This is a genomic window from Flavobacterium xueshanense (genome assembly GCF_900112975.1).
GTDB classification, from domain to species: Bacteria; Bacteroidota; Bacteroidia; order Flavobacteriales; family Flavobacteriaceae; genus Flavobacterium; species Flavobacterium xueshanense.
This window is the reverse complement of the sequence record NZ_FONQ01000018.1, coordinates 1-25,128: the sequence shown is the minus strand read 5'-3', so window position 1 is coordinate 25,128 and position 25,128 is coordinate 1. Positions and strand designations below refer to the sequence as shown.

Genomic DNA, 25,128 nt, shown 5'->3' with positions numbered 1-25,128 from the left:
TAAATTGTTATTTTATTGTAAGTAAATATAGTGATTTATTTTATTGTTCAATGTTAAGGTTTTCTGTAAATTGAATGAAGTTTACTTCAACAAATAAATTAACAAGCAAATGAAACAGATTTAAAGTTCGTCGGGAAAAGGAATTCAAGCGCAGTATTTATAAATCATTGAAAAAGTAGATGCAAGATTCTCATTGCTTTTAAATAAAATAATTGCCCCAGATAGCAATTGACTATTTGGGGCGATTATTTTAGGGCAAAAATTTAATCTTATCGGTATTTGTCATTAAAGCCAAAGTTTTCTAATACAATTGGTATAATCTTTTCGATTCCGAAACACTTGGTTTCTTCTTGTTTTTCAGTTTCAATATACTCCAAGAATTCATATTGTTTGTATGCTGAAAATTTTCGAAAAGCTTCTGCTAATTCTGAAATATCATCTAATTTTTTTTTTTTGAAAAAACTCGGATAAAATTGATGCTTTCTTTTCAGGTTTACTGGTTTTTCCTTGCTTTTCATTTTCAATGGCTACGTTTATATAAGACAGTACTTCTGGCTCGTCGATTTCTTCTTTAGATCCAAAACGCTATTGTCGCAAAGATTTAGTAATTCTTTCTTATGCGTTTACTAAAAAATGATTTTTGTCCTGAAGCAAAACACCATGGAAAAACCAAATTGTAAAATAATTTTTGAATCTTCCAATTCCAATTCCATTTTTACAATTTTAGGACATTAACATTTCCGCCCTATCTGGTAGTTTCCACCAATTCAGTTGTGACAATAATTGATTTTGCAAATTTTAATTCATCTGACCAACTGGTGTTTTTATCCCAAGGCAGAGTTGCTTTTGAGGATTTCAATGACTTATTTTTTAGCAGATTCTTCCAACGCAGTCAGTTCGGCAATTTTCATGATGACTTTTACTGCTTTTTGCATGCTTTCAACAGGAACGTATTCGTATTTTCCGTGAAAATTATGTCCACCAGCAAATATATTAGGGCAAGGCAATCCTTTATAGGACAATTGAGAACCGTCAGTTCCTCCGCGAATAGGTTTAATAAGCGGTTTTATATCCAACACTTTCATTGCTTTTTCTGCAATATCCACAATATGTTTCACAGGTAGCACCTTTTCTTTCATATTGTAATACTGATCTTTAATTTCAGTAACAACAATGTCCTCGCCAAATTGTTTGGCATATTTCTTATTGATTTTTCGAGCAATTTTCTCGATTAATTCTTTGCGCTTTTCAAACTTTTTCTTGTTATGATCGCGAATAATAAGTTCCAAAACGGTTTCTTCTATACTTCCAGTTAAATGATGCACATGGAAAAAGCCTTCATACCCTTTTGTTTCTTCAGGAGTTTCTCCGGAAGGCAGTTCATTGATGAAATCATTGGCAATCAACATCGAATTGATCATTTTGCCTTTGGCATAACCTGGATGCACGCTTTTACCTTTAAAAGTAATTTTGGCGCCAGCCGCATTAAAATTTTCATATTCCAATTCTCCTACCTGGCTTCCATCCATTGTATACGCCCAGTCTGCTCCAAATTTCTCCACATCGAAATGGTGGGCTCCACGGCCAATTTCTTCGTCCGGTGTAAAACCAACTCTGATTTTTCCATGTTTGATTTCAGGGGTATTAATTAGCAATTCCATTGCGGTAACAATCTCCGTAATTCCGGCTTTATCATCGGCTCCTAATAAGGTTGTTCCATCAGTGGTGATTAATGTTTGGCCTTTATATTGCAATAAATCTTTGAAATAGTTAGGCGATAATACAATGTTTTTAGCCACATTTAATACAATGTCTTTTCCATCATAATCCGTGATAATTTGAGGTTTTACATTTGCACCACAAAAATCCGGTGAAGTGTCGAAGTGAGAAATAAATCCAATAGTTGGTACATCATAATCTACGTTACTAGGCAAAGTCGCCATGATATATGATTTGTCGTCTATTGTTACATCTTGCATACCAATAGCTTTCAATTCTTCAACCAGTTTATTGGCCAAGACCCATTGTTTTGGTGTGCTTGGAGTGGTTTCTGAGTTCGGATCAGATTCCGTGTCTATAATTACATAGCTGATGAAACGATCTATAATATGTTGCATATTTCTTTGTTTTATGCAAATATAATCATTTTTTCAGGAGCATTTTAAAGTAAATCCACAACTAAATTTTGTTTATGTCAATTTTTTAAATGTATCAAACTAAAATCTTAGTAGGTTGTATTATTATTGAAATCATAATTTTTTATCATAAAAAAAACCATCGGAAGATGGTTCAAATTTAGTCTCTGGTTTTATTTAATTTTTTTTCAGCTTTTTCAAGATCTTTTTCCAATTTGTTGATTTTGATTTGTTACCTACTGATTTTTATATTTTCCTTTTCAGTTTGAGTATAACGTAGTATTCATTTTAATTTTTTATTTTCTAATTTTTCCTTATTTCGAATTAAGTCTTTTTCAGTATCAGCTACATTATCTTTTATTATTCGGGCTGATTTTTCGCTGGATATAATTTTACTTTGTTGTTTGTCGAAGTTGCTTTTTTCTTTTTCAAACTCTTTTTTTTCTTTTTTTTTTTCTTGGCTTCTTCTAATGCTTTTTTCTCCGATTTGAGTTGATTATTTAAAGATATTGCTTCTTTTTTAAGTTTAGGATTACCTACACTTGGTGTTGCAGCAACTTTTACAGTGTCATTTATAGTTGTTACTGTAGTGACAGTAGTTTTTGTAGCGACTTTTATAGTGTCATTTTTTGCAGTTTGTGCAAAAAAAAGTTGAACTATAAAAAAAAAGAAAATTGTTGTTGTTATTTTCATTTTCATCGGACTAAATATTTAATTAAAAAAAGGGAATGTATTATTAATGCATTTCCACGGAAATTTAAGTCATTTCCGTCATAATTGTGCCTTTTTTAGAGAAATAGATGAAAAAGGTTCTTCTATGCCTTTTTCTTTTTTGGCTACAGCCAAATGAAATGTAATTATATCCACTTTTTTAGTAGTCAAAATGATTTGGTAAATTATTTTCCAAATATTTATTTATCGGTAAGATAATTCTATTTTTGCACAACACAACAACATATATATGTACAAATTACTCTTGCGTCCCATACTTTTTTTGTTTGATCCTGAAGAGGTTCATTATTTCACTTTTTCATTGATTAGGTTTTTGTCTAAAATTCCGGGATTTTCTTCTCTATTTAAATTGCTTTACGAAGTCAATGATCCCAGATTAGAAACCGAAGTCTTTGGATTGAAATTTAAAAATCCGGTAGGACTTGCGGCCGGTTTCGATAAAGACGCGAAGTTGTTTAAAGAATTGTCCAATTTTGGTTTCGGTTTTATCGAAATAGGTACGCTTACGCCAAAAGGTCAGGAAGGAAACCCTAAAAAACGATTGTTTCGTTTGAAAGAGGACAGCGCCATCATCAACAGAATGGGGTTCAATAATGGCGGTGTGCAAGAAGCGGTGGAACGATTAAAAGAGAATAAAGATGTGCTGATTGGCGGAAATATCGGAAAAAACAAATTGACTCCAAACGAAGAAGCGACTTTTGATTATGAAATATGTTTTGACGCTTTGTATGATTACGTCGATTATTTTGTGGTAAATGTAAGTTCACCAAATACGCCAAACCTGCGTGCTTTGCAAGATAAAGAACCGTTGACGCAACTGTTGCAAACGCTACAAAATAAGAATTTGGCTAGGCCAAAACAAAAGCCAATTTTATTAAAAATCGCTCCTGATTTAACGGATGAGCAATTGCTGGATATTATTGATATCGTTAAAGAAACTAAAATTGCGGGAGTTATTGCTACCAATACCACGATTTTGCGTGAAGGTTTACAATCTGAAAACAAAACTGAAATGGGCGGATTATCAGGGAAACCATTGGCAAAACGTTCTACAGAAGTAATTCGGTTTTTGTCTCAAAAAAGTAATAAAGCCTTTCCGATTATTGGAGTAGGAGGAATTCATTCTGCCGAAGATGCGATAGAAAAACTCGATGCCGGAGCAAGTTTAATACAATTGTACACCGGTTTTATTTATGAAGGACCAGCTTTGGTGAAAGCTATAAACAAAAAGATTTTACAAAGATTGTAGCTTTTAAACATCAGTAAAACTCATAAATAGTATCAATTTTTTGAAATTTGAAATCAGAATTTAAAATTAATAATTGTTTTTCTATCTTTGGCTATCTATGGAACCAATAAAAATTATAGAATGTCCACGCGATGCCATGCAAGGCATCAAACCATTTATTCCTACGGAAAGAAAAGTAGCTTACATTCAATCATTATTGCGTGTAGGTTTTGACAGTATTGATTTTGGAAGTTTTGTTTCGCCCAAAGCAATTCCGCAAATGCAGGATACGGCCGAAGTTTTGGCACGACTTGATTTGTCTCAAACCCGAAGCAAACTTCTGGCTATTATTGCAAATACACAAGGGGCTACTTTGGCAGCTGTTCATCCTGAAATACGTTATTTAGGTTTTCCATTTTCGATTTCTGAGAATTTCCAAATGCGGAATACCCACAAAACCATAGCCGAATCATTAATTACCCTACAGGAAATTCTTGAAATTGCCGATAAAAGCAATAAAGAAGTAGTGGCATATTTATCAATGGGTTTTGGAAATCCATACGGCGATCCTTGGAGCGTTGAAATAGTAGGTGAGTGGACTGAAAAATTAGCTTTAATGGGGGTGAAAATTCTGTCACTTTCTGATACGGTGGGAAGTTCTACTACTGATGTAATCTCGTACTTATTTTCGAATTTAATTCCAAAATATCCCAAAATAGAATTTGGTGCGCACCTTCACACGACACCTGATAAATGGTTTGAGAAAATTGATGCCGCTTATAAAGCGGGTTGTCGCCGTTTTGATGGTGCTATTCAAGGTTTTGGAGGCTGTCCAATGGCAACTGATAATTTAACGGGTAACATGCCTACGGAGAAATTATTGTCTTATTTTACAACACAAAAAGAATCTACGAATATGAGTCCAATGAGTTTTGAAAGTGCTTATAATGAAGCGTCTAAGTTATTTGGGGAGTTTCACTAGAAATAAATTAAAAAATTATTGTTGAACTCCTCACTTTGTAAATACTAAGTGTAGTATTGATGCGTTGAGTATAAGACTCACGAAAACTGCCTTTAACTTATAAATTGATGAAATTACCTGTTTTAAATAGCGTTTTTAGCCTATTCTTACTTCTGTTACTTTCTTTTTCATGCGCGAGTGATTTAGACTACGATCAGGCAAATAATATAAAACTGGAGCCTATTTTTGTAGCTAATTTGGCCTATTTTGATGTTCCTGCACATGAATTTGTCACGAATGATGTGGAGCAGTCAGTGATTTTTGACGTGCCAACTGTGGATATTTTCAATGATGGATTTTTTAGGAAAAGTTTAAAAAAAGTGGAATTTTTCTATGAAATGGAAAATACCATAAATAGAACTTATGTTGTAAACTTGGTATTTTTGGACAGAACTAATCAAGTCGTTCATACAACCAATTTTACTGTTCCGGCTTACACGGGTCTAGATAATAAAGTGACCAAGACTGAAATATTCGAAAATACCCAACTTGACTTATTAAAAAGAACGACAAAAATTGCTTTCACATTACGAATGTTGCCGGGTGCTCCATTGAATGAGAATAGTTCAGGTAGATTAATATTGCGTTCAAGTGTAACCGCTTATTTAGTAGTAGAATGAGAAAAATAATCTTGATTTTTGTTCTATTGCTGACAATAAATTGCTTTTCACAAAACAAACAAATTTTATATAATTTTACTTCGGTACCACAGTCTTTGTTGACTAACCCTGGTTCGGATTTCAAATATAATTGGTATTTTGGAGTTCCTTTATTGTCTGGGATTTCTGCAAATGTAGGTTCAAGCGGGTTTTCGGCCTATGATTTATTTGCGGATAATGGAGTCGATTTTAATGTGAAATTACGCAACGCAGTATTCTCCACAACCCGAAAAGACAGAGTAGCGATCAACGAACAAATAGAAATTTTTAATGGAGGTTTTAAAATTACCGGAGAACAAAGCGATTCTTATATTTCGTTTGGAATGTATCAGGAATTTGATTTGTTGAGTTATGTCCCTAAAGATATTGCAGTTTTAGCTTTAGACGGAAACAAAGACTATCTGGGTAAAGTTTTTAATTTGGGCGATTTGAGTGTCAAAGCAGAAATGCTATCCGTATTTCACCTTGGATTTCATAAAAATATCAACGAAAAGCTTATTTTAGGAGCACGCGGAAAAATTTATTCCAGTATTTACAATGCTAGTTCTACGAATAACTCCGGTTACATTTACACGATTCCCTCTTCTACTGGAGTCTATGAACAGATGATTTATTCGCAACTGCAACTCAATACATCTGGAATTTCTAAATATGATGATGAAGATTATGAGCCAAATGTGGTAAAAGACATTACTAAAAGAGCTTTTTTAGGAGGCAATTTAGGTTTAGGATTTGATGCCGGTTTTACCTATTATCCAAAGAAAAACATACAGCTTACCGCCAGTGTTATTGACGTAGGTTTCATTAAACACAGTAAAGAAGTAGAAAGTTTAACGTACAAAGGAACCTACAAATACGAAGGTGTGATTCCAAATTTCAGTTCCGGTAATTCAGTAGGAAACGGATATCAGGAATTCAAAAATGCCATCCCTTTGGATACGTTATATGCGGATTACACGACTTGGCGCCCGGCAAAGTTCAACACTTCGGTTCAGTATTCATTTGATGAAGAACGCTCTGAAGATTGCAATTGCATCAATTATGATCCTGAAACTACTTATAAAAGTGCGGTTGGTGCACAGTTATTTGTAATGTCTACACCAAGAACGCCATTAGTCGCTTTTACCACATATTACCGAAGAAAAATATTCAAGGCATTGCAATTGAAAGCTACGTACACGCTAGATTCGTATTCGTATAAGAACATAGGGTTGGGATTATCCAGTGCTTTTGGACCTATGAATTTCTATGTTCTTGCCGATAATCTTTTAGAATACAGAGATTTAACTAAAGCAAATAGTCTTTCTTTTCAACTCGGGCTGAATGTTATTTTTAAGAATAGTAAAAAATAAATTTGGTTTTAAAATTGGACTTTTCTTCGTTTAAATATTTTGTAAATTTCTATCCAAAGTACGGAAACAAGGCCCACTAAAATACTTGACCCTATTTGGAGTCCTGAAACTCTTTCGAATTCAAAAAAACCGGCAAATAAAGGCACAAACAACAAGGAAGCTGTAATTAGAATGGTTAAGCTAATGATCATCAATACCAAATTGTTTTTGTATTTTAATGTTGTAAATATCGAGTAATAAAAGGAGCGATTCGTAAGTGTCAGAAAAATATTAGACGAAATTAACGTCAGAAAAACTACTGTTCTTGTTGCGCTTTCCGAACAATTTGTAGCCACACAATATTGATAGACAAATAAGAGTCCCAAAGTGATTACAAGTCCCTGAACGATACTGATGGTGATTTCTTTAAGTTTGAAAAAAGTATTGGTAAAAGGTCTGGGTTGTAACAGCATTAGGTTGCGTTCCATAGGTTCATTTTCATAAATTATGGAACAGGTTGGTCCCATTATTATCTCCAAAAAGATGACATGAACCGGGGAAAAAATATTGGGATAAATCCAACCCAATGCCAAAGGAATAAAGACAATCATAATGATTGGAATATGGATGGAAATGATATATTGGATGGCTTTTTTCAGATTATTATATATTTTTCTGCCCATCGCAATGGCGTCAATCATTTTAGCAAAATCATCGTCAATTAGAATTAGATTAGCAGCATCTTTGGCAATTTCGGTCCCCTTTTTTCCCATGGCAATTCCAATGTGGGCTGATTTTAAAGCGGGTCCGTCATTGACGCCGTCACCCGTCATAGCTACGATTTGATTGTTGTCTTTTAATGCTTTTATAATCTTGAGTTTGGCTTCCGGAAACATCCTCGTAAAAATGGACGTCTCCATTACTTTTTCTCGAAGTGTCGTATCGTCCATAGCCATTAGGTCGTCTCCATTTAGCATTTTATCGGCATTTCTGAAGCCAATTTGTTTGGCAATTGTTGCTGTTGTTTCAGCATTATCGCCCGTTACTATCTTGACTTGAATACCGGCTTTGTAAAAAGCTTCGAATACTGCTTTTATATTTGCTTTTGGGGGATCATAGAATGCAACTAATCCTTTAAACGTAAAAGAAAAATCCTGTTGTTTTTTAGGATAATCGGTGCCTGAAATTTCAGCAAGACCTACACCTAATACCCGATATCCTTGTAAAGCCATTTTGGTCATTGCGGATAAAATTTGTTGTTTTTCGTTTTCGGATACTTTTGAAGTCGCAATCAATGCTTCGGGAGCCCCTTTGGCAGCAATAATTCTCGTTCCATTTTGATTTTCGAAAACATGGGTCATCATTGGTGGTTTTCCATCCAATGAATATTCGTGAACCAATTTGAAATTAGGTCGTTCATCAGCTATTTCTAACTTCGCATACGCTTCGTGCAATGCAATTTCCATTGCGTCAAACGGTATCGGCTCGCTTGCCCACATGGCAAGACTCAGTAATTCGAGATCGTGCTCATTATTATTATTATTATTATTATTATTATTATTATTATTATTTGTTTCATCACTGTTACTTCCCTTAATAGTATCATCAGATAACGTATACCATTGCGCCAGACTCATTTTGTTCTCCGTGATTGTTCCCGTTTTGTCCGTGCAGATTACGTTTGCGCTTCCTAAGGTTTCGACTGTTTTTGTCTGTTTTACGATGATTCCCATTTTCATTAATCGCCAAGAACCCAGCGCCATGAAGGTGGTGAAAGCCACCGGAATTTCCTCAGGAATGATGCTCATGGCCAAGGTCAGAGCTTTCAGCAGACTGTCTAAAACATTATTTGAATTGTAATAATTGATAACCCAGACAAAAACAAAAATCACTAAACCAACAAGCGACATTTTTTTGACAAAATTCCCCATTTGGATTTGTAAAGGTGTTTTTTCTTCAACGATTGCCTCCAGGCTTTTGCCTATTTTTCCCAGTTTTGTTTTGTTTCCAATAGCGGTTACTTCGCAAATTGCCAAACCACCAGTTACAATAGTCCCAAGAAAAACAGAATTGTTTTCGGCAGTTTCATTTTTAAAAACTGCCATCGATTCCCCTGTAAGAATAGACTCATTTACGGAAAAATCATTGGATTGAAGAATGATACCATCGGCAGGAATAAAGGTGCCTTCTTCTGTTTGAATGAGGTCACCAACAACTATTTCCTCGCTTAAAATTTCAATAATTTCTCCATTGCGAATGACTTTACTCTTGGGTTGCGATAGTTTTTTTAACGCTTCAATTGCTGTTCTGCTTTTGGATTCTTGATAGAGTGAAATCGTAGAAACCAAAACAATTGCTACAATCATGAAAATTCCGTTTCCATAATCGCCAGTAATAAAATAAATGCTTGTTGCAGTTAGCAATAATAGGAACATAGGTTCCAATACCATTTCGGATAGGGATTTTAAAAACTGATTTTTTTCCTGATTCACTATTGAATTCGGACCAAATTTCGTTCTCGAAAGCAAAACCTCCTCATTTGAAAGTCCTTTTAATTCTTGTTGAGTTTTTGTCATAGCAAAATAAATTAATTGGATTTTCTGGATTGGAAACTAAGGCGTATTTTGGAATAAAAGAATTGACTTCATACTGCAATTTAATTAATTATTGCAAAATTATAGCGATTTTTTGCTTAAGATTGTCTATATTTGCACGCAATTAAACTCCAACTACAATTGCAATGATCGCACACAACTCTAAGATTATCGGTGAAGGATTAACTTACGATGATGTTCTATTAGTTCCCAATTACTCAAATGTGCTTCCTCGTGAAGTGAGTATTCAGTCCAAATTTTCAAGAAATATAACGCTAAATGTTCCTATTGTATCCGCTGCTATGGATACCGTTACCGAAAGTGCTATGGCAATTGCTATGGCTCAAGAAGGAGGAATAGGCGTTTTGCATAAAAATATGACTATCGAGCAACAAGCTGCGAAAGTTAGAAAAGTAAAACGTGCAGAATCCGGAATGATTATCGATCCGGTTACTTTGCCATTAACTTCGACAGTTGCCGATGCCAAAAATGCAATGAAAGAATATGGTATTGGTGGTATTCCAATTGTGGATGAAAATAAAATTCTAAAAGGAATTGTTACCAACCGTGATTTGCGTTTCGAAAAAAATAGCGCCAGACCTATCGTTGAGGTCATGACTACTGAAAACTTAGTTACCGTTGCGGAAGGAACTTCTCTGGAACAAGCAGAAGTAGTTTTACAAGGACATAAAATCGAAAAATTACCTGTTGTAAACGAGAAATATGAGTTAGTTGGATTAATTACCTTTAGAGACATCACTAAATTAACCCAAAAACCGATTGCCAATAAAGATGTTTACGGTCGTTTGCGAGTTGCTGCGGCGATTGGTGTAACAGGTGACGCGGTTCAAAGAGCCGAAGCATTAGTGAACGCTGGTGTTGATGCTATTATTATTGATACTGCTCACGGGCATACGCAAGGTGTTGTCAATGTCTTGAAAGAAGTAAAAAGTAAATTCCCTCAAATTGATGTTATTGTGGGAAATATTGCGACTCCTGAAGCAGCTAAATTTTTAGTTAAAAATGGAGCAGATGGTGTAAAAGTTGGAATTGGTCCAGGTTCTATTTGTACTACTCGTATTGTTGCAGGTGTTGGTTTTCCTCAGTTTTCTGCTGTTCTTGAAGTGGCTGCGGCTATCAAAGGAACTGGAGTTCCCGTAATTGCTGATGGTGGAATTCGCTATACGGGTGATATTCCAAAAGCGATCGCTGCGGGTGCTGATTGTGTGATGTTAGGTTCATTATTAGCCGGAACTATGGAATCTCCGGGTGAAACTATTATTTTTGAAGGAAGAAAATTCAAATCTTACCGTGGAATGGGTTCTGTTGAAGCGATGCAGGAAGGTTCCAAAGACCGTTATTTTCAAGATGTTGAAGATGATGTAAAAAAACTGGTTCCGGAAGGAATTGTAGGACGTGTTCCTTACAAAGGAGAATTGAACGAAAGCATGCAACAATTCATTGGTGGTCTTCGTGCCGGAATGGGATATTGTGGTTCAAAAGATGTTCCAACTTTGCAGGAAACAGGACGTTTTGTTCGCATAACTGCCAGCGGAATTAACGAAAGTCATCCTCATAATGTTACGATTACGAAAGAAGCTCCAAATTATTCAAGATAATTTTTAGTTTTTTAAAACAATAAAAAAAGGCATATTTAATTCCGCTAACGGTTTTAAATATGCTTTTTATCTTTAGTTAAAACTTTTAATCTGCAGAATCCGATAAGTTTTTCTTCAAATGCTCGCTGTCCCAACTATGATTAGTTGCAGCCACTTGGGAATAAATATCGCTTTTTAGCAGTTGTTCCTGCAGCTCGATTTCTTCTTTTACGGTTATCATGTAGGCCATTTTATCATGACGTTTTTCGGCTAATTTTCGGGTGGTAATTTCATCATATTTTATAAACTGCTGTCCTTGTCTAGTCGCTGTATATTTCCGATGGCCCAATTCTACGAGCGCATCAACCCCCATATTTACCGCGCTATATAACGTTTCCCGATAAATATTTTCTACTTTATGATCAATTAATTCATAGGCATCATTCCGGTTTCGGGCACGGGTTAAGATTTTTAAATGTGGAAAATGTTTTTTTAAAGTTTCAATCACTTTTAAATTTACCGAAGGATTATCGATGGCAGCAATAAATAACTTTGCGTTCTCACAACCGGCGGCTTTCAATAATTCTAATCGTGTAGCATCTCCATAATACACTTTGAATCCCATTTTTCGCAGTACATCAATTCGATCCGAATCATAATCCAGAATAGTTGATTTTACCTTATTCGCTTTTAATAAACGCCCAACTGTACTTCCAAAATGACCAAAACCAGCAATAATTACAGGATTGTCTTCGTCAATAAAATCGTTATCTTTTTTAATTTCATTTGCTTTTTCTTTAGTTCTTGAATTAGGATAAATTAATCGCTCATTTATTAACAACAAAAAAGGAGTTGCAACCATACTCATCGCAATGACTGCCATGATTTGGTTCGCCAAAACATTAGGAATAATATTCAGTTGCATGCAAAAACTCATAATCACAAAACCAAATTCTCCTGCCTGACTTAAGCCAAAAGCGAATAAAAGATTTTGATCGGTATTTTTTTTATGAAACCTACTGATTACAAATAAAACAACAAATTTTACAAAGGTCAGGATGGCTCCAAAAGCAAAGATGAAAAGTGGATTTTCAATAATTAATTTGAAGTTTATCGATGCACCAACCCCAAGAAAAAAGAGGCCTAAAAGCAATCCTTTAAACGGTGCGATATCGCCTTCTAATTCATGACGAAACTCGGAGTTTGCCAATACAACTCCCGCCATAAAAGCTCCAAGAGCAGGACTTAAACCTACTAATTGCATCGAATAAGAAACGCCAACAACCAGTAACAATGCTGAAGCGGTAAACAATTCCTGTAATCGGGTTTTTGCAATGATGTGCAGTAAGGGAACAAATAGAAAACGTCCTGCAAAATAAATTGTCGAAATACTTCCGAGTACAATTAAAGTTTGCAACCAACTAGGAAAACCATTAATCAAGGATTGTGGTCCATCATTTGTTGCCTCAAGATTTACTGTTGACAAAAGCGGCAGAAAAGCTAAAATTGGGATAACCGCAATATCCTGAAAAAGTAAAACCGCAAATGAGGAACGTCCCACAGAGGTGTTAGACAATCCTTTTTCCTTTAAAGTTTGCAGTACAATGGCTGTGGAAGATAATGCCAGTGCTAGTGAAATGGCTAAGGTGGTTTCCCATTTCCAGTCCATAAATAAAACACATCCCACAAATAGAAGAAGAGTAGTTCCTATTAATTGTGCAGAACCCATCCCGAGAATGAATTTTCGCATTTTCCAAAATTTGCTGGGCTCCAGTTCTAAACCAATTAGAAAAAGCATCATTACTACACCAAATTCAGCAAAATGCATAATATCTTCGCCTTCCTGACCAATAAAACCAAGTACATAAGGACCAATTACAATTCCCGCTAATAAATAGCCTAAAATTGAACTCAGCCCTAATTTTTTAGCAATAGGAACGCAGATTACTGCTGCTGACAAATAAATAATTGCTTGTAATAAAAAATTGGTATCCATCTTATATCTGTATTGTAGCAAACCACTCGTTCAAATAATGGTACTGCAAAATTTCATCGTTATCCAAATTATTATTTTCTAGATAATCGAGAAAATAACCATAAATGACCCCATTTCTTTCGTAATCTTCTTTAGTCATATTGTGGGTTCCATGCACTACAAATGGAGGCAAGTAAATCATGTTACACACTTTTGCAGTTTGGTTAAAGGGTTCCAGCAAATCAAGAACAGTATAGCGGTCAATTCCGGTTTCACTATAGTTTTCTTTATTTCCACCGGTTGTAATCACCTGAAAAATAATCTTATCCTGCAATGCATTCCCTTTTTTTCCATACGCCCAATTGTGTTCTAAGACCATATCAATCCATTGTTTCATCAATGGCGGGCAGCTGTACCAATACATAGGATGATGCCAAATAATAATGTCATGTTGACTTAACAATACTTGTTCCTTTTTTACATCAATATCAAAATCAGGATATTCCTCATATAAATCATGAAAAGTAATATTTTCCGATTCTGGAATATTTTTCACCAAAGCTTTATTCGCATGTGATTTTTCGAATAGCGGATGGGAAAATAGAATTAAGATTTTATTTTTCGACATGAAATTTATTTTTGCTTTTTAATTCAAGAGATTTAATCAGGTTATATCGTTGATTTACAGTAGTTTTTACTGTTTTTAAAACGTGTTGAAAGATATAAAATATTGCTCAATTTTTGAAGATATAAAAAGATTCAAAAAGCTTTTTTTGTTTTCAAAATGAAAAAAAACCAAATCCCGTCAAAATAAAATCAGAGGTTTTATTTTGACGGGATTTGATTTTAACTATTTTGGTTAGCAAAAAATGCTTTAAAAAGTGATTATTAATCAAATCATATTTATAATTTGTCCTTTTGAACTTAAATTTCGAAAAAAGTCTTTAATAGTCTTTTGTTTCTCACTGTCCCAAGATGAGCTTATATTCCCAAGAAATTACTTGGAGTAATTTGCATTAATTCCGCTTTAATTTCATCCGAAACGTCTAAGGTAGTGATAAAGCCGTGAATTGCCTTTTTGTCAATCGCTTCATTGGTTCTGGTCAATCCTTTCAACGCTTCGTAAGGATTAGGATATCCTTCACGACGCAAAATTGTTTGAATCGCTTCGGCGACAACAGCCCAGTTTTTTTCTAAATCTTCGTGAAATTTTGGTTCGTTCAATAACAATTTGTTCAATCCTTTCAAAGTAGCTTCAAAAGCAATTAGCGTGTGTCCCATCGGTACACCGATATTTCTTAAAACAGTACTATCAGTCAAATCGCGTTGTAACCTGGACAATGGTAATTTAGCCGATAAATGTTCGAAAATTGCATTAGCAATTCCTAAATTTCCTTCTGAATTTTCAAAATCAATAGGATTAACTTTATGTGGCATCGCCGAAGAACCAATTTCTCCCGCTTTAATTTTTTGTTTAAAATATTCCATTGAAACGTACGTCCAAATATCTCGGTCTAAATCAATGATGATGGTATTTATTCTTTTCAAAGCATCAAAAAATGCAGCAAAATGATCGTAATGTTCAATTTGTGTAGTCGGGAAGGAGTGGTGTAAACCAAGGTTGTCCTCCACAAATTTCGCTCCAAATTTTCTCCAGTCAATTTGTGGATATGCTACATGATGCGCATTGTAATTTCCGGTTGCACCGCCAAATTTAGCTGCAAACGGAATGTTGAACAACAAACGCATTTGCTCTTCTAAACGCTCTACAAAAACACCAATTTCTTTACCCAAGCGCGTTGGAGAAGCCGGTTGTCCATGAGTACGGGCGAGCATTGGAATATCGCGCCATTCAACACTTAAATCTTTCAATTTTGATGTTAAAGTAATTAAAGAAGGCATGTATACTTTCTCGAAAGCCTCTTTTGTCGAAAGCGGAATAGCCGTGTTGTTAATATCCTGAGAAGTCAATCCAAAATGAATAAACTCTTTATATTGGGATAAGCCTAGTTTTTCAAAAGCATCTTTGATGAAGTATTCCACCGCTTTTACATCGTGGTTGGTTACTTTCTCCGTTTCTTTGATCCAAAGCGCATCTTCAGTGGAGAAATTTTTATAAATATTGCGTAAACTTTCAAATAAATCTGGGTTTACGTTTTTTAGTTGTGGCAAAGGAACTTCGCACAAAGCAATGAAATATTCAATTTCAACCAATACGCGGTATTTGATTAAGGCTTCTTCAGAGAAAAATGGAGCCAGCGAAATAGTCTTGTTTCTATATCTTCCGTCGATTGGCGATATAGCATTCAATTCGTTTAAAGTAGTCATTGTTTAGTTGTTTGTTCGAAAGGCACAAAAATAGTTATAAGTTATAAGTTATGGGTTATAAGTTTAGATTTTTATTGGAATTGTAATTGATTTTTTGCCATTGCAATTGTTGTTGTCATTGCATTTGATTGAGCAATTTTTCTTTCATAAAAGCAACTCCTTCCGTGGCACGCATCGGAATTACTTCCAATGGATTTCGAAGATTTGGGATTTTAATGGGTTTTGGATCAATATAAAAAATAGGCGTTTCTCGGGTTGTAAAATCAATTAATCCTGCCGCAGGATATACGTTTAGAGATGTTCCAATGACCGCAAAATAATCCGCGCTTTGAGTAAGTGTTAACGCTTCTTCAAGAGCGGGAACTTCCTCTCCAAACCAAACAATATGCGGGCGCAATTGATTTTTATTTTCATCAAAATCGCCAAAATTTAAATCGTCCTGCCAATCTAGAATGTAATTTGGGTTTTTGGTACTTCTTACTTTCAATAATTCGCCGTGCAAATGCAACACATTCGAACTTCCGGCGCGTTCGTGTAAATCATCTACATTTTGTGTGATGATGAAAACATCGAATTCATTTTCTAATTCAGCAAGAATCTGATGACCCAAATTAGGTTGTACTTCCTTGAGTTGTTTTCGTCTTTGATTGTAAAAATCCAGTACCAAAGCAGGGTTTTTATGCCAGCCTTCTGGAGTTGCTACATCATTGACATTATGGCCTTCCCAAAGCCCATCACTATCGCGAAAGGTTTTGATGCCGCTTTCGGCACTAATTCCTGCTCCTGTCAAAACCACTAATTTCTTTTTCATTTTATATCAATTTGGGCGTGACCACAAGGGTCGGGCTTTCGGCTTTATCTTTTTGGCTAAAAAGCCAAAAAAGGATATCGCCTCTATCCCTCACGCGTATTCCGTAAACATTCATAATTCCGCTTTTATGAAACAATCCCAAAAGCAGCAATCAGAATCTACTTTTGAAGGTCTAAAGCTAGTCTTTTTTACTATTTTTGCAAAAATAAATATTCTAATGGTCGACATCGATTACCTCGCTTTTCTCGAAAATATCCTGACTGATAACCGCAAAGAAAAATTCTTGAAAGTATTGGAAAACAGAACCAAGCATTTTACGATTGTTGTCGAGGATATTTTTCAAATGCACAATACGAGTGCTGTAATGCGCAGTTGTGAGATTTTTGGAATTCAGGAATTGAACGTTATCGAGCAACGGTACGGAAAAAGTATCGACAAAGAAATTGCGATGGGTGCCCAAAAATGGGTTGACATCAACACGTTCGACAACATTACGAATTGTGTGGACACGTTAAAAAGCAAAGGCTACCAAATCATTGCTACTACTCCACATGAAAATGATTGTTTGATGGAAGATTTTGACATTTCTAAACCCAGCGCTTTATTTTTTGGAACAGAAAGAGACGGATTATCCGAAGAAATTTTGAAACGCGCCGATGGTTTTCTTAAAATCCCTATGGTGGGTTTTACTGAGAGTTTAAATATATCGGTTTCGGCGGCAATCATCATTCAAAACCTGACGAATCGATTGCGCAATTCCGAAATTAATTGGCATTTATCTGAAAACGAAATTTTAGAAAAGCGTTTAGCTTGGGCCAAAAATTCAATAAAAGACATCAAGCGAATTGAAGCACGGTATTTTGAGGAAACCCCAAGATAGTGTAAACAAACGTTAGAACTGGATTTTTAAGGTTTGCTGAGTCATCGCGAGAAACGAAGCAATTACAACTACTATTTTCTTTTGTTTAATTGCATATTGTTGTGGATACGAATTACTTCGTCAGTTAACTTCGTTCGTGCGCAAATCCGCGCAATCGGGTGCAATTGTTAAAGTGTTGATTTTCATTGCTGTTCATAATCCTGCAAGGTTTCCAAAACCTTGTAGGTATCTTTTTTAGATTTACATACCTACTAGTTCAAAAAAAGAACATTAAAACTTTGTTTCACTCTCTAATAGTATGTCTTTTATATTATTTGGGTTCATTTTATAGCGATATACTCCGTTGTTCCCGATTGCAAACAATGTATTCTCTCGAATAATTAAATCAAAACAATTTTTGTCAATGGCATGCACTAAAACGGGTTCTACAGGATTTTGAATGTTAAATATTTTGATAACGTCATCGCAAACCAGTAAATAATCAGCGGTGTAAAAACTGATGCCTTTAGGTTGAGAGAGTGTTCTGCTATGAATTAATTTTGGTTTCGTAAGATCTTTGGTGTCATAAACCTGCAAAACGTTAGTGTTGTTGCCACAGGTTGCGTTCGAGTTTAATGTCACATAGGAGTGCGTGCTATTGGCAATGACTGGATCACAAGCAGTAAAGTGTTGTACGCTTGATAATTTCGTTGGGTTTTCCGGATTTGCAATCGAATAGATAAACATTCCATTTCTAGATCCAATAAATAAATTATCCCCAAATGAAAATAGTGTTTCAATGTCAAAACCTATCGGAATCTCATTGACTTTTACGGGCTTTTCGGGATCGATTAACGAGAATACATTCAATTTCATTTGGTCTACGCCGTATAAATAATTGCCTTTTATAGCAAAAACAGCAAGTGAACCGCCTTGCCCTATGTCGCTGTTTTGCGCGCTGTCACTGTCCGAGCAACCGATTATAAACACTATTAATACGAAGGATATAATTTTTTTCATTTGTTACTTGATTAAAGTCCAATCGATTATTATTTCATTTTCTTTAGTGTAGGCATTTGAGCCGTTTGGAGCTTGCTTTTGCGGAAACACATATCTATTTCTGTTGGTAACAGTAAATTTTTTAGTGGCAGGATTGAAAGTGGCAGTGACCAGATCTACTGCTTGGTTGATATACAAGGTATTGCCTTTGATGGCTAGGTCTGTAGCACCCGGAGCTTTTATAAAATGCAATCGTATAGGTTTATTGGGATCAGTGTAATCATAAACATGAAAACCTTTATTCACATCATTGATAAACATTAAATCGTCCTTGATGTAAATTTTTCCCGCTTTTATGATGGGTTGCGAATTTTGAAAGGCAATGGAGCTTTCCAAAGCGGTACGGGCTATAATCACGGGTTTGTATTCTTGTCGAGCAAATTCACCATTATCTGTAGTTGGCCAACAAGAAACAAGTAGAAATGAAACCAGCAGGAGAAGTACTATTTTTTTCATTTGAAAATCTTTTTATAAAGATAGTAAAAAAGGTATTTGGTTGCGTTATCTTACTGTTATTGTTCGTGTTACGTCTGTAATTAGGATTTAGCTGTGACCTGTAGCGTATTTAAGGAATTGTTTGAATACTATTCAATTTAAGTTTTCCATTTTCTAATATAAAACTGAATAGAGCGCTCGAACCTTCAAATTTGGCTGTAGGTCTAACTAATTGATAACTTAATGTATATTCTTTCCTCTCTTCATCGTAAGTTATTCTGCTTTTTTTTAGTTTGCGTAAGTTTAAGAAAGCAGCAATTTTTTTAAAATTTTTTAAAATTTTTTGGTTTTGAATTAAATAGTCATCATCATAGTCCTCTGTGTCACAAACAGAACAATAAATTTTTTCACAAAAGAGTTCAGAGATTTGTTCCGTGGTTAGACTTCCATTTTTATATTCGAAATTAATTTTCTTAAGAATTTGTAATGCATCTTTCTTAATTTCATTTTTATTATGTTGCGCATTTATGCTGAATGAAAATAATAGTAAAATTGCAAATAATATTTTTTTCATATTTAAAGAGTTGTTTTGGTTTTGCATAACGTTCTGGTAGTACAGCGGGCTGATGAAAGCCAGCCATTTTATAAAGTTTTAATATATTATCAATTCCTGAAAATTGCGCAAAGTCAGAGACATTTGCGCAGCGTTTACGAAAAACTCATGTGTTTTCAGGGATACTTTGCGGAGCGTGGTTTTATCTATTTTCAAATATATAAATAAATCGCTGAAAATACTTATAAAATAAACGGTAATTAATTTATTCTAAAACATATATTATCTCATCTCAGGATTATTACAGGAAATCGTAAACGGAGTTATTTACGGCAAAATCCGACAGTGCGGATTTGCAATCCGTGCTCGTTACAATAATCAATTATATTATATTTTATAATATCTGTTTGAAATTTTCAAAATGCAGATTTTATTTGTCGCTGTACACAATGAGTAAAAGGATTACTAATCTATTATCGTTGCTTAAAAATAATAACTGAGTACTTCGTGGTCATTGCGAGGAACCAAGCAATCACATCTAGTATTTTCTTTTGATTAAGTGCTTATCATTATGGGCAAGGATTGCAAATCCGCCCTATCGGGTTTATTGCTGCTACATAAAAGTGCTTGGAAGAACAGATAGTTTAAAATATAGATCACGAATACATGAGTACAAAAAAACCATTTCAAAGTAAGCATACAATGAAATGGTCTAATTTTAAGTCTGGATTTTTTAATTGGGAAAAAGTATTATCGTCTGATTTTGATTAAATGTCTTTTTCAAAATACAAATGAATATAAATTGCGGCACCAAAATTTGTTGATGTTGATGTAGTAAACCTATATCCTTTTGCGGCATATTCATCTAGTTTTTCTTGAATTTCTTTTTTTGAGTCATTTGCAATGTGCTTTGAATCTAAAGTCAATTTAGAGTAATAAATTAAACTTTCTACTTTGTATTCTTTCATAATAATTTTTTAATAATTAAATAGTGTTCTAACTTTCCATGTAAATGTAACTGGTTTTGATTACAAAAAAAGTTGTATTTTCTTATTTTAGAAAAATAACTCAAACAAGATACACGATCCGACAGTGCGGATTTGCAATCTGTGCCCGTTACAATAATCAATTATATTTTATGATACCTGTTTGGAATTTTCAAAATGCAGATTTTATTTGTCGATGTACAATGAGTAAAAAAATTACTAATCTGCTATCGTTGCTTAAAAATAAAAAGTGAGCACTTCGGGGTCATTGCGAGGAACAGAGCAATCACATCTAGTATTTTCTTTTGATTAAGCGTTTAACGTTCCGGGCACGGATTGCAAATTCGTGCTATCGGATATTACCGAATTGAAGATCGATACTTTGCTGAAAACGTGAAATAGTTCTTTTATTGCATTTTTTCTTTTTATCAGATCAGAATTATTCATTTGTAATAAAGTGTTTTTTTTATGGTTTAAGTTAATTATTTTGACAAAAAATAGTAGGATAAAATTTATACATTTTATTAGTCGTTTTTAAAAATCAGTGCTAATATATAAATTTATATGAATAAGTTTATAAAACTAGTGTTTTTGACTTTTATTGTATGTTAAATTTCTATAGATATTGTAGTTTTTTTGGTAAAATGGCAAAAGTCTATCTTCTAAATTAAAATGGCTTAAATGTTAATATTAGAATTTCGATACCCTTAGTATTTTAAGTCTATTCATTGCAAATAAGCTGTAAGACTGTGTTGTTTGATGAACAAAGAATCCTATTTTATAAACTAGCGGCATAGAGTAAAAACATTGGTTTGTTGCTGCTAAACAAAAGTGCTTGGAAGAGCGGACAGTTTAAAATATAGACAACGAATACTTGGATATAAAAAAACCATTTCAAAGTAAGCATACAATGAAATGGTCTATTTTTAAGTCTGGATTTTTTGATTATGTAAGAGTATTGTTATCTGATTTTGATTAAATATCTTTTTCAAAATACAAATGAATATAAATTGCGGCACCAAAATTTGTTGATGTTGATGTAGTGAACCTATATCCTTTTGCGGCATATTCATCTAATTTTTCCTGAATTTCTTTTTTTGAGTCATTTGCAATGTGCTTTGAATCTAAAGTCAATTTAGAGTAATAAATTAAACTTTCTACTTTGAATTCTTTCATAATAGTTTTTTAGTAATTAAATAGTATTTTAACTTTCCATATAAATATAACTGATTTTAATTACAAAAAAAGTTATTTTTTCTTATTTTAGAAAAATAACTTAAACAAAATACACGATCCTTTACAATAATCAATTACATTTTACGATACCTATTTGAAATTTTCAAAATGTAGATTTTATTTATCGCTATGCAATGATTAAAAGGATTACTTATCTGTTATCGTTGCTAAAAAATAATAACTGAGCACTTCTTGACCATTGCGAGGAACGAAGCAATCACATCTCGTATTTTCTTTTGATTAAGTGCTTATTATTGTGAGCACGGATTGCAAACCCTCGTTATCGAATACTACCGAATTGAAGATCGATACTTTGCTGAAAACGTAAAATAGTTCTTCTAAATAATGTTATGCTTATGTTCTTTATTTTAAAAAATATCATGTAACTTGTACTGTTTCCGCAAAACAAGATACTTTGTCGTACACTTTATTTAACGCATGATTTAAAAAGAAAAATAATGAATGAATATAAAAATAGCAATCAAAATTTAATAAATACCACATTGCCAGTTGGAGGGGAAGGAGTTGGTGCGCCTAGTTTAATTGTAAAAGAGGAGAAAAACAATAGTGAGGAATATAGCGTTGGTTATTTTAAGAGACCTAACGTTTTGTTTTTTGATGTAAATGAAACGTTGCTGGATCTTAATAGCATGAAAAAAAGTATTGGCTCAGCGCTTGGCGATCGTCCTGAATTGATGTCCTTGTGGTTCACTACAATGCTTCAGTATTCATTGGTTACCACAGTTGCAAACCAATATCAAGATTTTGGAACAATTGGAGCCGCTGCACTTATGATGGTTGCCCACAAAAATGGAATTACTATAACGGATAAACAAGCTAAAGATGCTGTTGCCGCAATTTTATCATTGCCTGCACATCCCGAGGTAAAAGAAGCACTCTTACTTTTGAAAAAAGAGGGTTTTAAATTGGTTGCCTTCACTAACTCATCCAATAAAGCGGTTGAAACGCAACTTAAATATGCGGGAATTCATGATCTATTTGACGATGTTTTAAGTATAGAAGACGTAGGTAAATTCAAGCCACATACAGATACTTATAATTGGGCTGCCAGAAAAATGGGATTGAAACCGAATGAATGTATGTTGATAGCTGCCCATGGTTGGGATGTTGCCGGTGCAAATTGGGCAGGTTGGCAAACGGTTTTTGTCAGCCGTCCTGGACAGCAATTGTTTCCTCTTGCAAATTTACCTGAAATTAATGAAGAGAATATTTTATTAGTTGCTCAGAAGCTAATTTTAATATAATTTCTGCAATTTTAATCATTGAAAAATTAACGAACCGATTTTGGAATTCAACTATTGACTGGCATTTATCCGAAAATGAAATTTTGGTAAAAAGATTGTCTTAGGCCAAAAATTCAATTGAAGATATTAAAAGAATTGAAGAACGGTATTTTGAAGAAAATTTAAGGTAATGTAAACGTACACTAAAATTAGATTTTAACGGTTTGTTGAGTTATTGCGAGGATCGAAGGAAACACATCTTGCATTTTCTTTTGATTAATGCTTGTCGTTGTGGGCACGGATTACAAATCCGCGCCGTCGGGTTTTTAACACAAAAAATACAAGCAACAAAAAAGAAAGTTGTAAAATAGTTTGACGTCGCGCGGCTATAAAACTGTTGCGACTTTTAAAACGCTTTATTTCAAGTAACGAAAAACGAAGTTAAGAAAATAATTTTTCCGCTAGCACAAAATGAGCAATAGTTCATAACCGCTGTTAGCGTTCGTTTATATTTTTCCAAAAGTTTTCGGTAAGATAAAAAACGGTATCAATGAAATATAAGATTTCATTTCGTGTCAAGACATTTTCGTCATGTAAATCTTCTAAAATAATTCCTAATTCCGGGTTATGATAATCATTGTTGCGAGTGTTTTCAAAACCGTTCAATGTTAAAAATTCTTTGACTTGTTTCAAATCTGTGTTAGAAGTAATTGAAACGTAGTTTTGCTGAACTACTGCATATAAAATTTCATCGTTTTTAGTAAAACCCAACAAATCATATGCTGTGTCGGAAAAGAAATAATTATGAAGTAATAAATTGTATAAATAATCTTTCCAAGAGTTATAATAAATAGCGTCATTTAGCTTTAAAACATGTTCGCTGTCTTTGAGATAGACTTTCTGTTCAGCTCCTTCACTGACATATTGAGAAAAATCTATGTTGTTAATCCAAAGATTTTTCTCTGTAATATAATCTTCTAACTTCTTTGCTTCTTGTTTTTTGAAATGCTTTTCGTCTGCAGAAGTTTTGCTTGTTTTCTCGCCATCGTTAAGGTAACAGGCAATTGTTTGGATAATTGTTCCAGTCCTAATTTGGCTCTTTCCTGAAACGATATTGTGTAGTTCATTTTTTAAATCATTTAGCATTGACAAATATAAAAATAAATTTTGACTTTCCGGCAATCCTAAAATGATCGATAACGTCTCGCTATTACAGCGGGTTTTGGGATTAAATTAAGCCCATTATTCGGATTTGCCAAATCATCCCAAATACAAAACCATTTTTCCATTTAGCCAATTGACCAAATCCGTTGTAGCTGTTATAAGCTGCCTTCTTTCTCTTTTAGTTTTTTAGTTACTGTTTCTAAATCTCTGTTTTCATTGTCATAAATCAAAGTCAAATTGGTTTCGAATGCTGGAACCGCAATATTCATTTCCCAATTTTCGGTAATTTGAGGAAACATTTTTTTTGAATTTTCCAAGAATCTAAACCATCCGGGTGTTTCTTCATTTATTTTAAAATTAAAATTACTTGAGCAATAAATTTCTAAAGTTATCAGGTCAGTTGCATATAAATCTATTTTATAAGCTAACATAGAATTAATTTCGCTCCAATTTATTTCTTTAATTGAATTTTCGATCTGAATTGAAAAAGAATTATCGTTAAAAGTAAAAATTCCATTGTCGTTATATATTTCCATAAAGTTTTTATTCAAATCTATACTTTGATTGGCTTCAGTTTTTCCAGTTATTTTATAGTAAAACTTCTCTATAGACTTTGAATTTGGATAATAGTAATGAAGCAGAGTTGCAATTAATGCACAAGCAAAGTAAAGAAATCCAAGTAATCCAATGATTTTAAGAAATATAGATTCCTCGGTATAAAATATAAGAATTAAAGAAGCAAATATTAAAAATACTCCCGCAAAAATAGTTTTCTGTATTTCTTTTCCGTTAATCATTTTTCGTAAATCATTTTTCGTTTAGTTTGTCGGTTGCTTATAACGTCAGTTCGTCTAAAAACCTCTACACGAACTCATTTTAGTCAATCAGTTAGTAAATATATATGATTTAAACTACAATTAAAATTCTTTCTGAGAAAAGTCGGTTGATAATTCTTAAAATATAACAATCCGTAAAAAGCGTTAAAAATGGGTGTTAGAAACCCAAAATGCAAAGCCAATACTTTTAGATATTGTTTTAATAGATTTTGGTCTATTAAATTAAATATTCGACGCAGGTTGTAGGCCGTAAAAATCAATCCAACATCAGCTGAGGCGTGTTTGATCGTTTTTTTGGTCATGATATAATAAAAATCCCATTGGCGTTTTATTACTCCGTATGG

The 25,128-nt window shown here is 33.8% G+C and carries 22 protein-coding genes and 1 pseudogene; 7 read left to right on the top strand and 16 right to left on the bottom strand.

From position 1 onward, the window contains the following. Window positions 1-269: 269 nt before the first annotated feature. From BMZ76_RS16230 to BMZ76_RS13835, 3 genes are all read right to left on the bottom strand, one after another. Window positions 270-518, bottom strand: coding sequence for a YdeI/OmpD-associated family protein (locus BMZ76_RS16230; RefSeq protein ID WP_244281824.1), 249 nt, complete (start codon window positions 516-518; stop codon window positions 270-272). 345 nt (window positions 519-863) lie between these two features. Beyond that, complete coding sequence (gene pepT / locus BMZ76_RS13840; RefSeq protein ID WP_091208078.1) at window positions 864-2,117, bottom strand: peptidase T; 1,254 nt, start codon at window positions 2,115-2,117, stop codon at window positions 864-866. 378 nt (window positions 2,118-2,495) lie between these two features. Continuing rightward, the gene (locus BMZ76_RS13835) at window positions 2,496-2,834 is read right to left on the bottom strand and encodes a hypothetical protein (protein WP_091208075.1); all 339 of its coding nucleotides are present in this window, start codon (window positions 2,832-2,834) and stop codon (window positions 2,496-2,498) included. Between the two features lie 262 nt (window positions 2,835-3,096). Between BMZ76_RS13835 and BMZ76_RS13830 the strand changes: the two genes are divergently transcribed. The 4 genes from BMZ76_RS13830 (at window position 3,097) to BMZ76_RS13815 (ending at window position 7,127) form a co-directional block, all read left to right on the top strand. After that, window positions 3,097-4,116 (top strand): quinone-dependent dihydroorotate dehydrogenase, encoded by a 1,020-nt coding sequence (locus tag BMZ76_RS13830; protein ID WP_091208071.1) that lies wholly within the window; start codon window positions 3,097-3,099, stop codon window positions 4,114-4,116. A 97-nt stretch (window positions 4,117-4,213) separates the two neighbouring features. Further along, a complete protein-coding gene (locus BMZ76_RS13825) occupies window positions 4,214-5,077 on the top strand; it encodes a hydroxymethylglutaryl-CoA lyase (RefSeq protein WP_091208068.1) in 864 nt (287 codons plus the stop codon). A gap of 107 nt (window positions 5,078-5,184) precedes the next feature. Continuing rightward, a complete protein-coding gene (locus BMZ76_RS13820) occupies window positions 5,185-5,736 on the top strand; it encodes a hypothetical protein (protein WP_091208065.1) in 552 nt (183 codons plus the stop codon). Next, window positions 5,733-7,127: a DUF5723 family protein gene (locus BMZ76_RS13815; RefSeq protein ID WP_091208062.1), complete on the top strand. Its 1,395-nt coding sequence runs from the start codon at window positions 5,733-5,735 to the stop codon at window positions 7,125-7,127. Before BMZ76_RS13820 ends, BMZ76_RS13815 begins: the two co-directional genes overlap by 4 nt. Before the next feature lie 8 nt (window positions 7,128-7,135). On the opposite strand, the gene BMZ76_RS13810 is transcribed toward BMZ76_RS13815, so the two are convergent. Then, window positions 7,136-9,682, bottom strand: coding sequence for a cation-translocating P-type ATPase (locus tag BMZ76_RS13810; RefSeq protein WP_091208058.1), 2,547 nt, complete (start codon window positions 9,680-9,682; stop codon window positions 7,136-7,138). Between the two features lie 164 nt (window positions 9,683-9,846). Between BMZ76_RS13810 and guaB the strand changes: the two genes are divergently transcribed. Continuing rightward, window positions 9,847-11,319: an IMP dehydrogenase gene (gene guaB / locus BMZ76_RS13805; RefSeq protein WP_091208052.1), complete on the top strand. Its 1,473-nt coding sequence runs from the start codon at window positions 9,847-9,849 to the stop codon at window positions 11,317-11,319. An 85-nt stretch (window positions 11,320-11,404) separates the two neighbouring features. On the opposite strand, the gene BMZ76_RS13800 is transcribed toward guaB, so the two are convergent. The 4 genes from BMZ76_RS13800 to BMZ76_RS13785 form a co-directional block, all read right to left on the bottom strand. Then, window positions 11,405-13,294 carry a monovalent cation:proton antiporter-2 (CPA2) family protein gene (locus BMZ76_RS13800; protein ID WP_091208048.1) on the bottom strand — a complete coding sequence of 630 codons (1,890 nt, stop codon included), beginning with the start codon at window positions 13,292-13,294 and terminating at the stop codon, window positions 11,405-11,407. Between the two features lies 1 nt (window position 13,295). After that, a complete protein-coding gene (locus BMZ76_RS13795; protein WP_091208045.1) occupies window positions 13,296-13,901 on the bottom strand; it encodes an NAD(P)H-dependent oxidoreductase in 606 nt (201 codons plus the stop codon). Between the two features lie 353 nt (window positions 13,902-14,254). After that, complete coding sequence (gene purB / locus BMZ76_RS13790) at window positions 14,255-15,601, bottom strand: adenylosuccinate lyase (RefSeq protein ID WP_091208041.1); 1,347 nt, start codon at window positions 15,599-15,601, stop codon at window positions 14,255-14,257. 115 nt (window positions 15,602-15,716) lie between these two features. Continuing rightward, window positions 15,717-16,412 carry an SIR2 family NAD-dependent protein deacylase gene (locus BMZ76_RS13785; protein WP_091208038.1) on the bottom strand — a complete coding sequence of 232 codons (696 nt, stop codon included), beginning with the start codon at window positions 16,410-16,412 and terminating at the stop codon, window positions 15,717-15,719. A gap of 217 nt (window positions 16,413-16,629) precedes the next feature. Between BMZ76_RS13785 and BMZ76_RS13780 the strand changes: the two genes are divergently transcribed. After that, the gene (locus tag BMZ76_RS13780) at window positions 16,630-17,292 is read left to right on the top strand and encodes a TrmH family RNA methyltransferase (protein ID WP_091208035.1); all 663 of its coding nucleotides are present in this window, start codon (window positions 16,630-16,632) and stop codon (window positions 17,290-17,292) included. A gap of 270 nt (window positions 17,293-17,562) precedes the next feature. Here BMZ76_RS13780 and BMZ76_RS13775 read toward each other — a convergent pair whose 3' ends face one another. The 5 genes from BMZ76_RS13775 to BMZ76_RS13755 form a co-directional block, all read right to left on the bottom strand. Then, window positions 17,563-18,291, bottom strand: coding sequence for an LVIVD repeat-containing protein (locus BMZ76_RS13775; RefSeq protein WP_091208030.1), 729 nt, complete (start codon window positions 18,289-18,291; stop codon window positions 17,563-17,565). A gap of 3 nt (window positions 18,292-18,294) precedes the next feature. Further along, complete coding sequence (locus BMZ76_RS13770; protein ID WP_091208025.1) at window positions 18,295-18,786, bottom strand: hypothetical protein; 492 nt, start codon at window positions 18,784-18,786, stop codon at window positions 18,295-18,297. A gap of 109 nt (window positions 18,787-18,895) precedes the next feature. Continuing rightward, window positions 18,896-19,339, bottom strand: coding sequence for a hypothetical protein (locus tag BMZ76_RS13765; protein ID WP_143071100.1), 444 nt, complete (start codon window positions 19,337-19,339; stop codon window positions 18,896-18,898). A 746-nt stretch (window positions 19,340-20,085) separates the two neighbouring features. Next, on the bottom strand, window positions 20,086-20,286 hold the full coding sequence (locus tag BMZ76_RS13760; protein ID WP_066077981.1) for a DUF4177 domain-containing protein: 201 nt from the start codon (window positions 20,284-20,286) through the stop codon (window positions 20,086-20,088). A 993-nt stretch (window positions 20,287-21,279) separates the two neighbouring features. After that, on the bottom strand, window positions 21,280-21,480 hold the full coding sequence (locus tag BMZ76_RS13755) for a DUF4177 domain-containing protein (protein ID WP_091208016.1): 201 nt from the start codon (window positions 21,478-21,480) through the stop codon (window positions 21,280-21,282). A gap of 518 nt (window positions 21,481-21,998) precedes the next feature. Here BMZ76_RS13755 and BMZ76_RS13750 point away from each other — a divergent pair. Next, entirely contained in the window at window positions 21,999-22,805 is an 807-nt protein-coding gene (locus BMZ76_RS13750; RefSeq protein WP_091208012.1) for a haloacid dehalogenase type II, read from the top strand. A gap of 474 nt (window positions 22,806-23,279) precedes the next feature. On the opposite strand, the gene BMZ76_RS13740 is transcribed toward BMZ76_RS13750, so the two are convergent. The 3 genes and pseudogenes from BMZ76_RS13740 to BMZ76_RS16225 all read right to left on the bottom strand — a co-directional run. Then, window positions 23,280-23,930 carry a putative polyvalent protein kinase domain-containing protein gene (locus BMZ76_RS13740; protein WP_091208009.1) on the bottom strand — a complete coding sequence of 217 codons (651 nt, stop codon included), beginning with the start codon at window positions 23,928-23,930 and terminating at the stop codon, window positions 23,280-23,282. A 173-nt stretch (window positions 23,931-24,103) separates the two neighbouring features. After that, the gene (locus BMZ76_RS13735) at window positions 24,104-24,745 is read right to left on the bottom strand and encodes a hypothetical protein (RefSeq protein ID WP_091208006.1); all 642 of its coding nucleotides are present in this window, start codon (window positions 24,743-24,745) and stop codon (window positions 24,104-24,106) included. A gap of 83 nt (window positions 24,746-24,828) precedes the next feature. After that, window positions 24,829-25,128: pseudogene (locus BMZ76_RS16225) on the bottom strand (IS1182 family transposase); the annotation flags it as partial.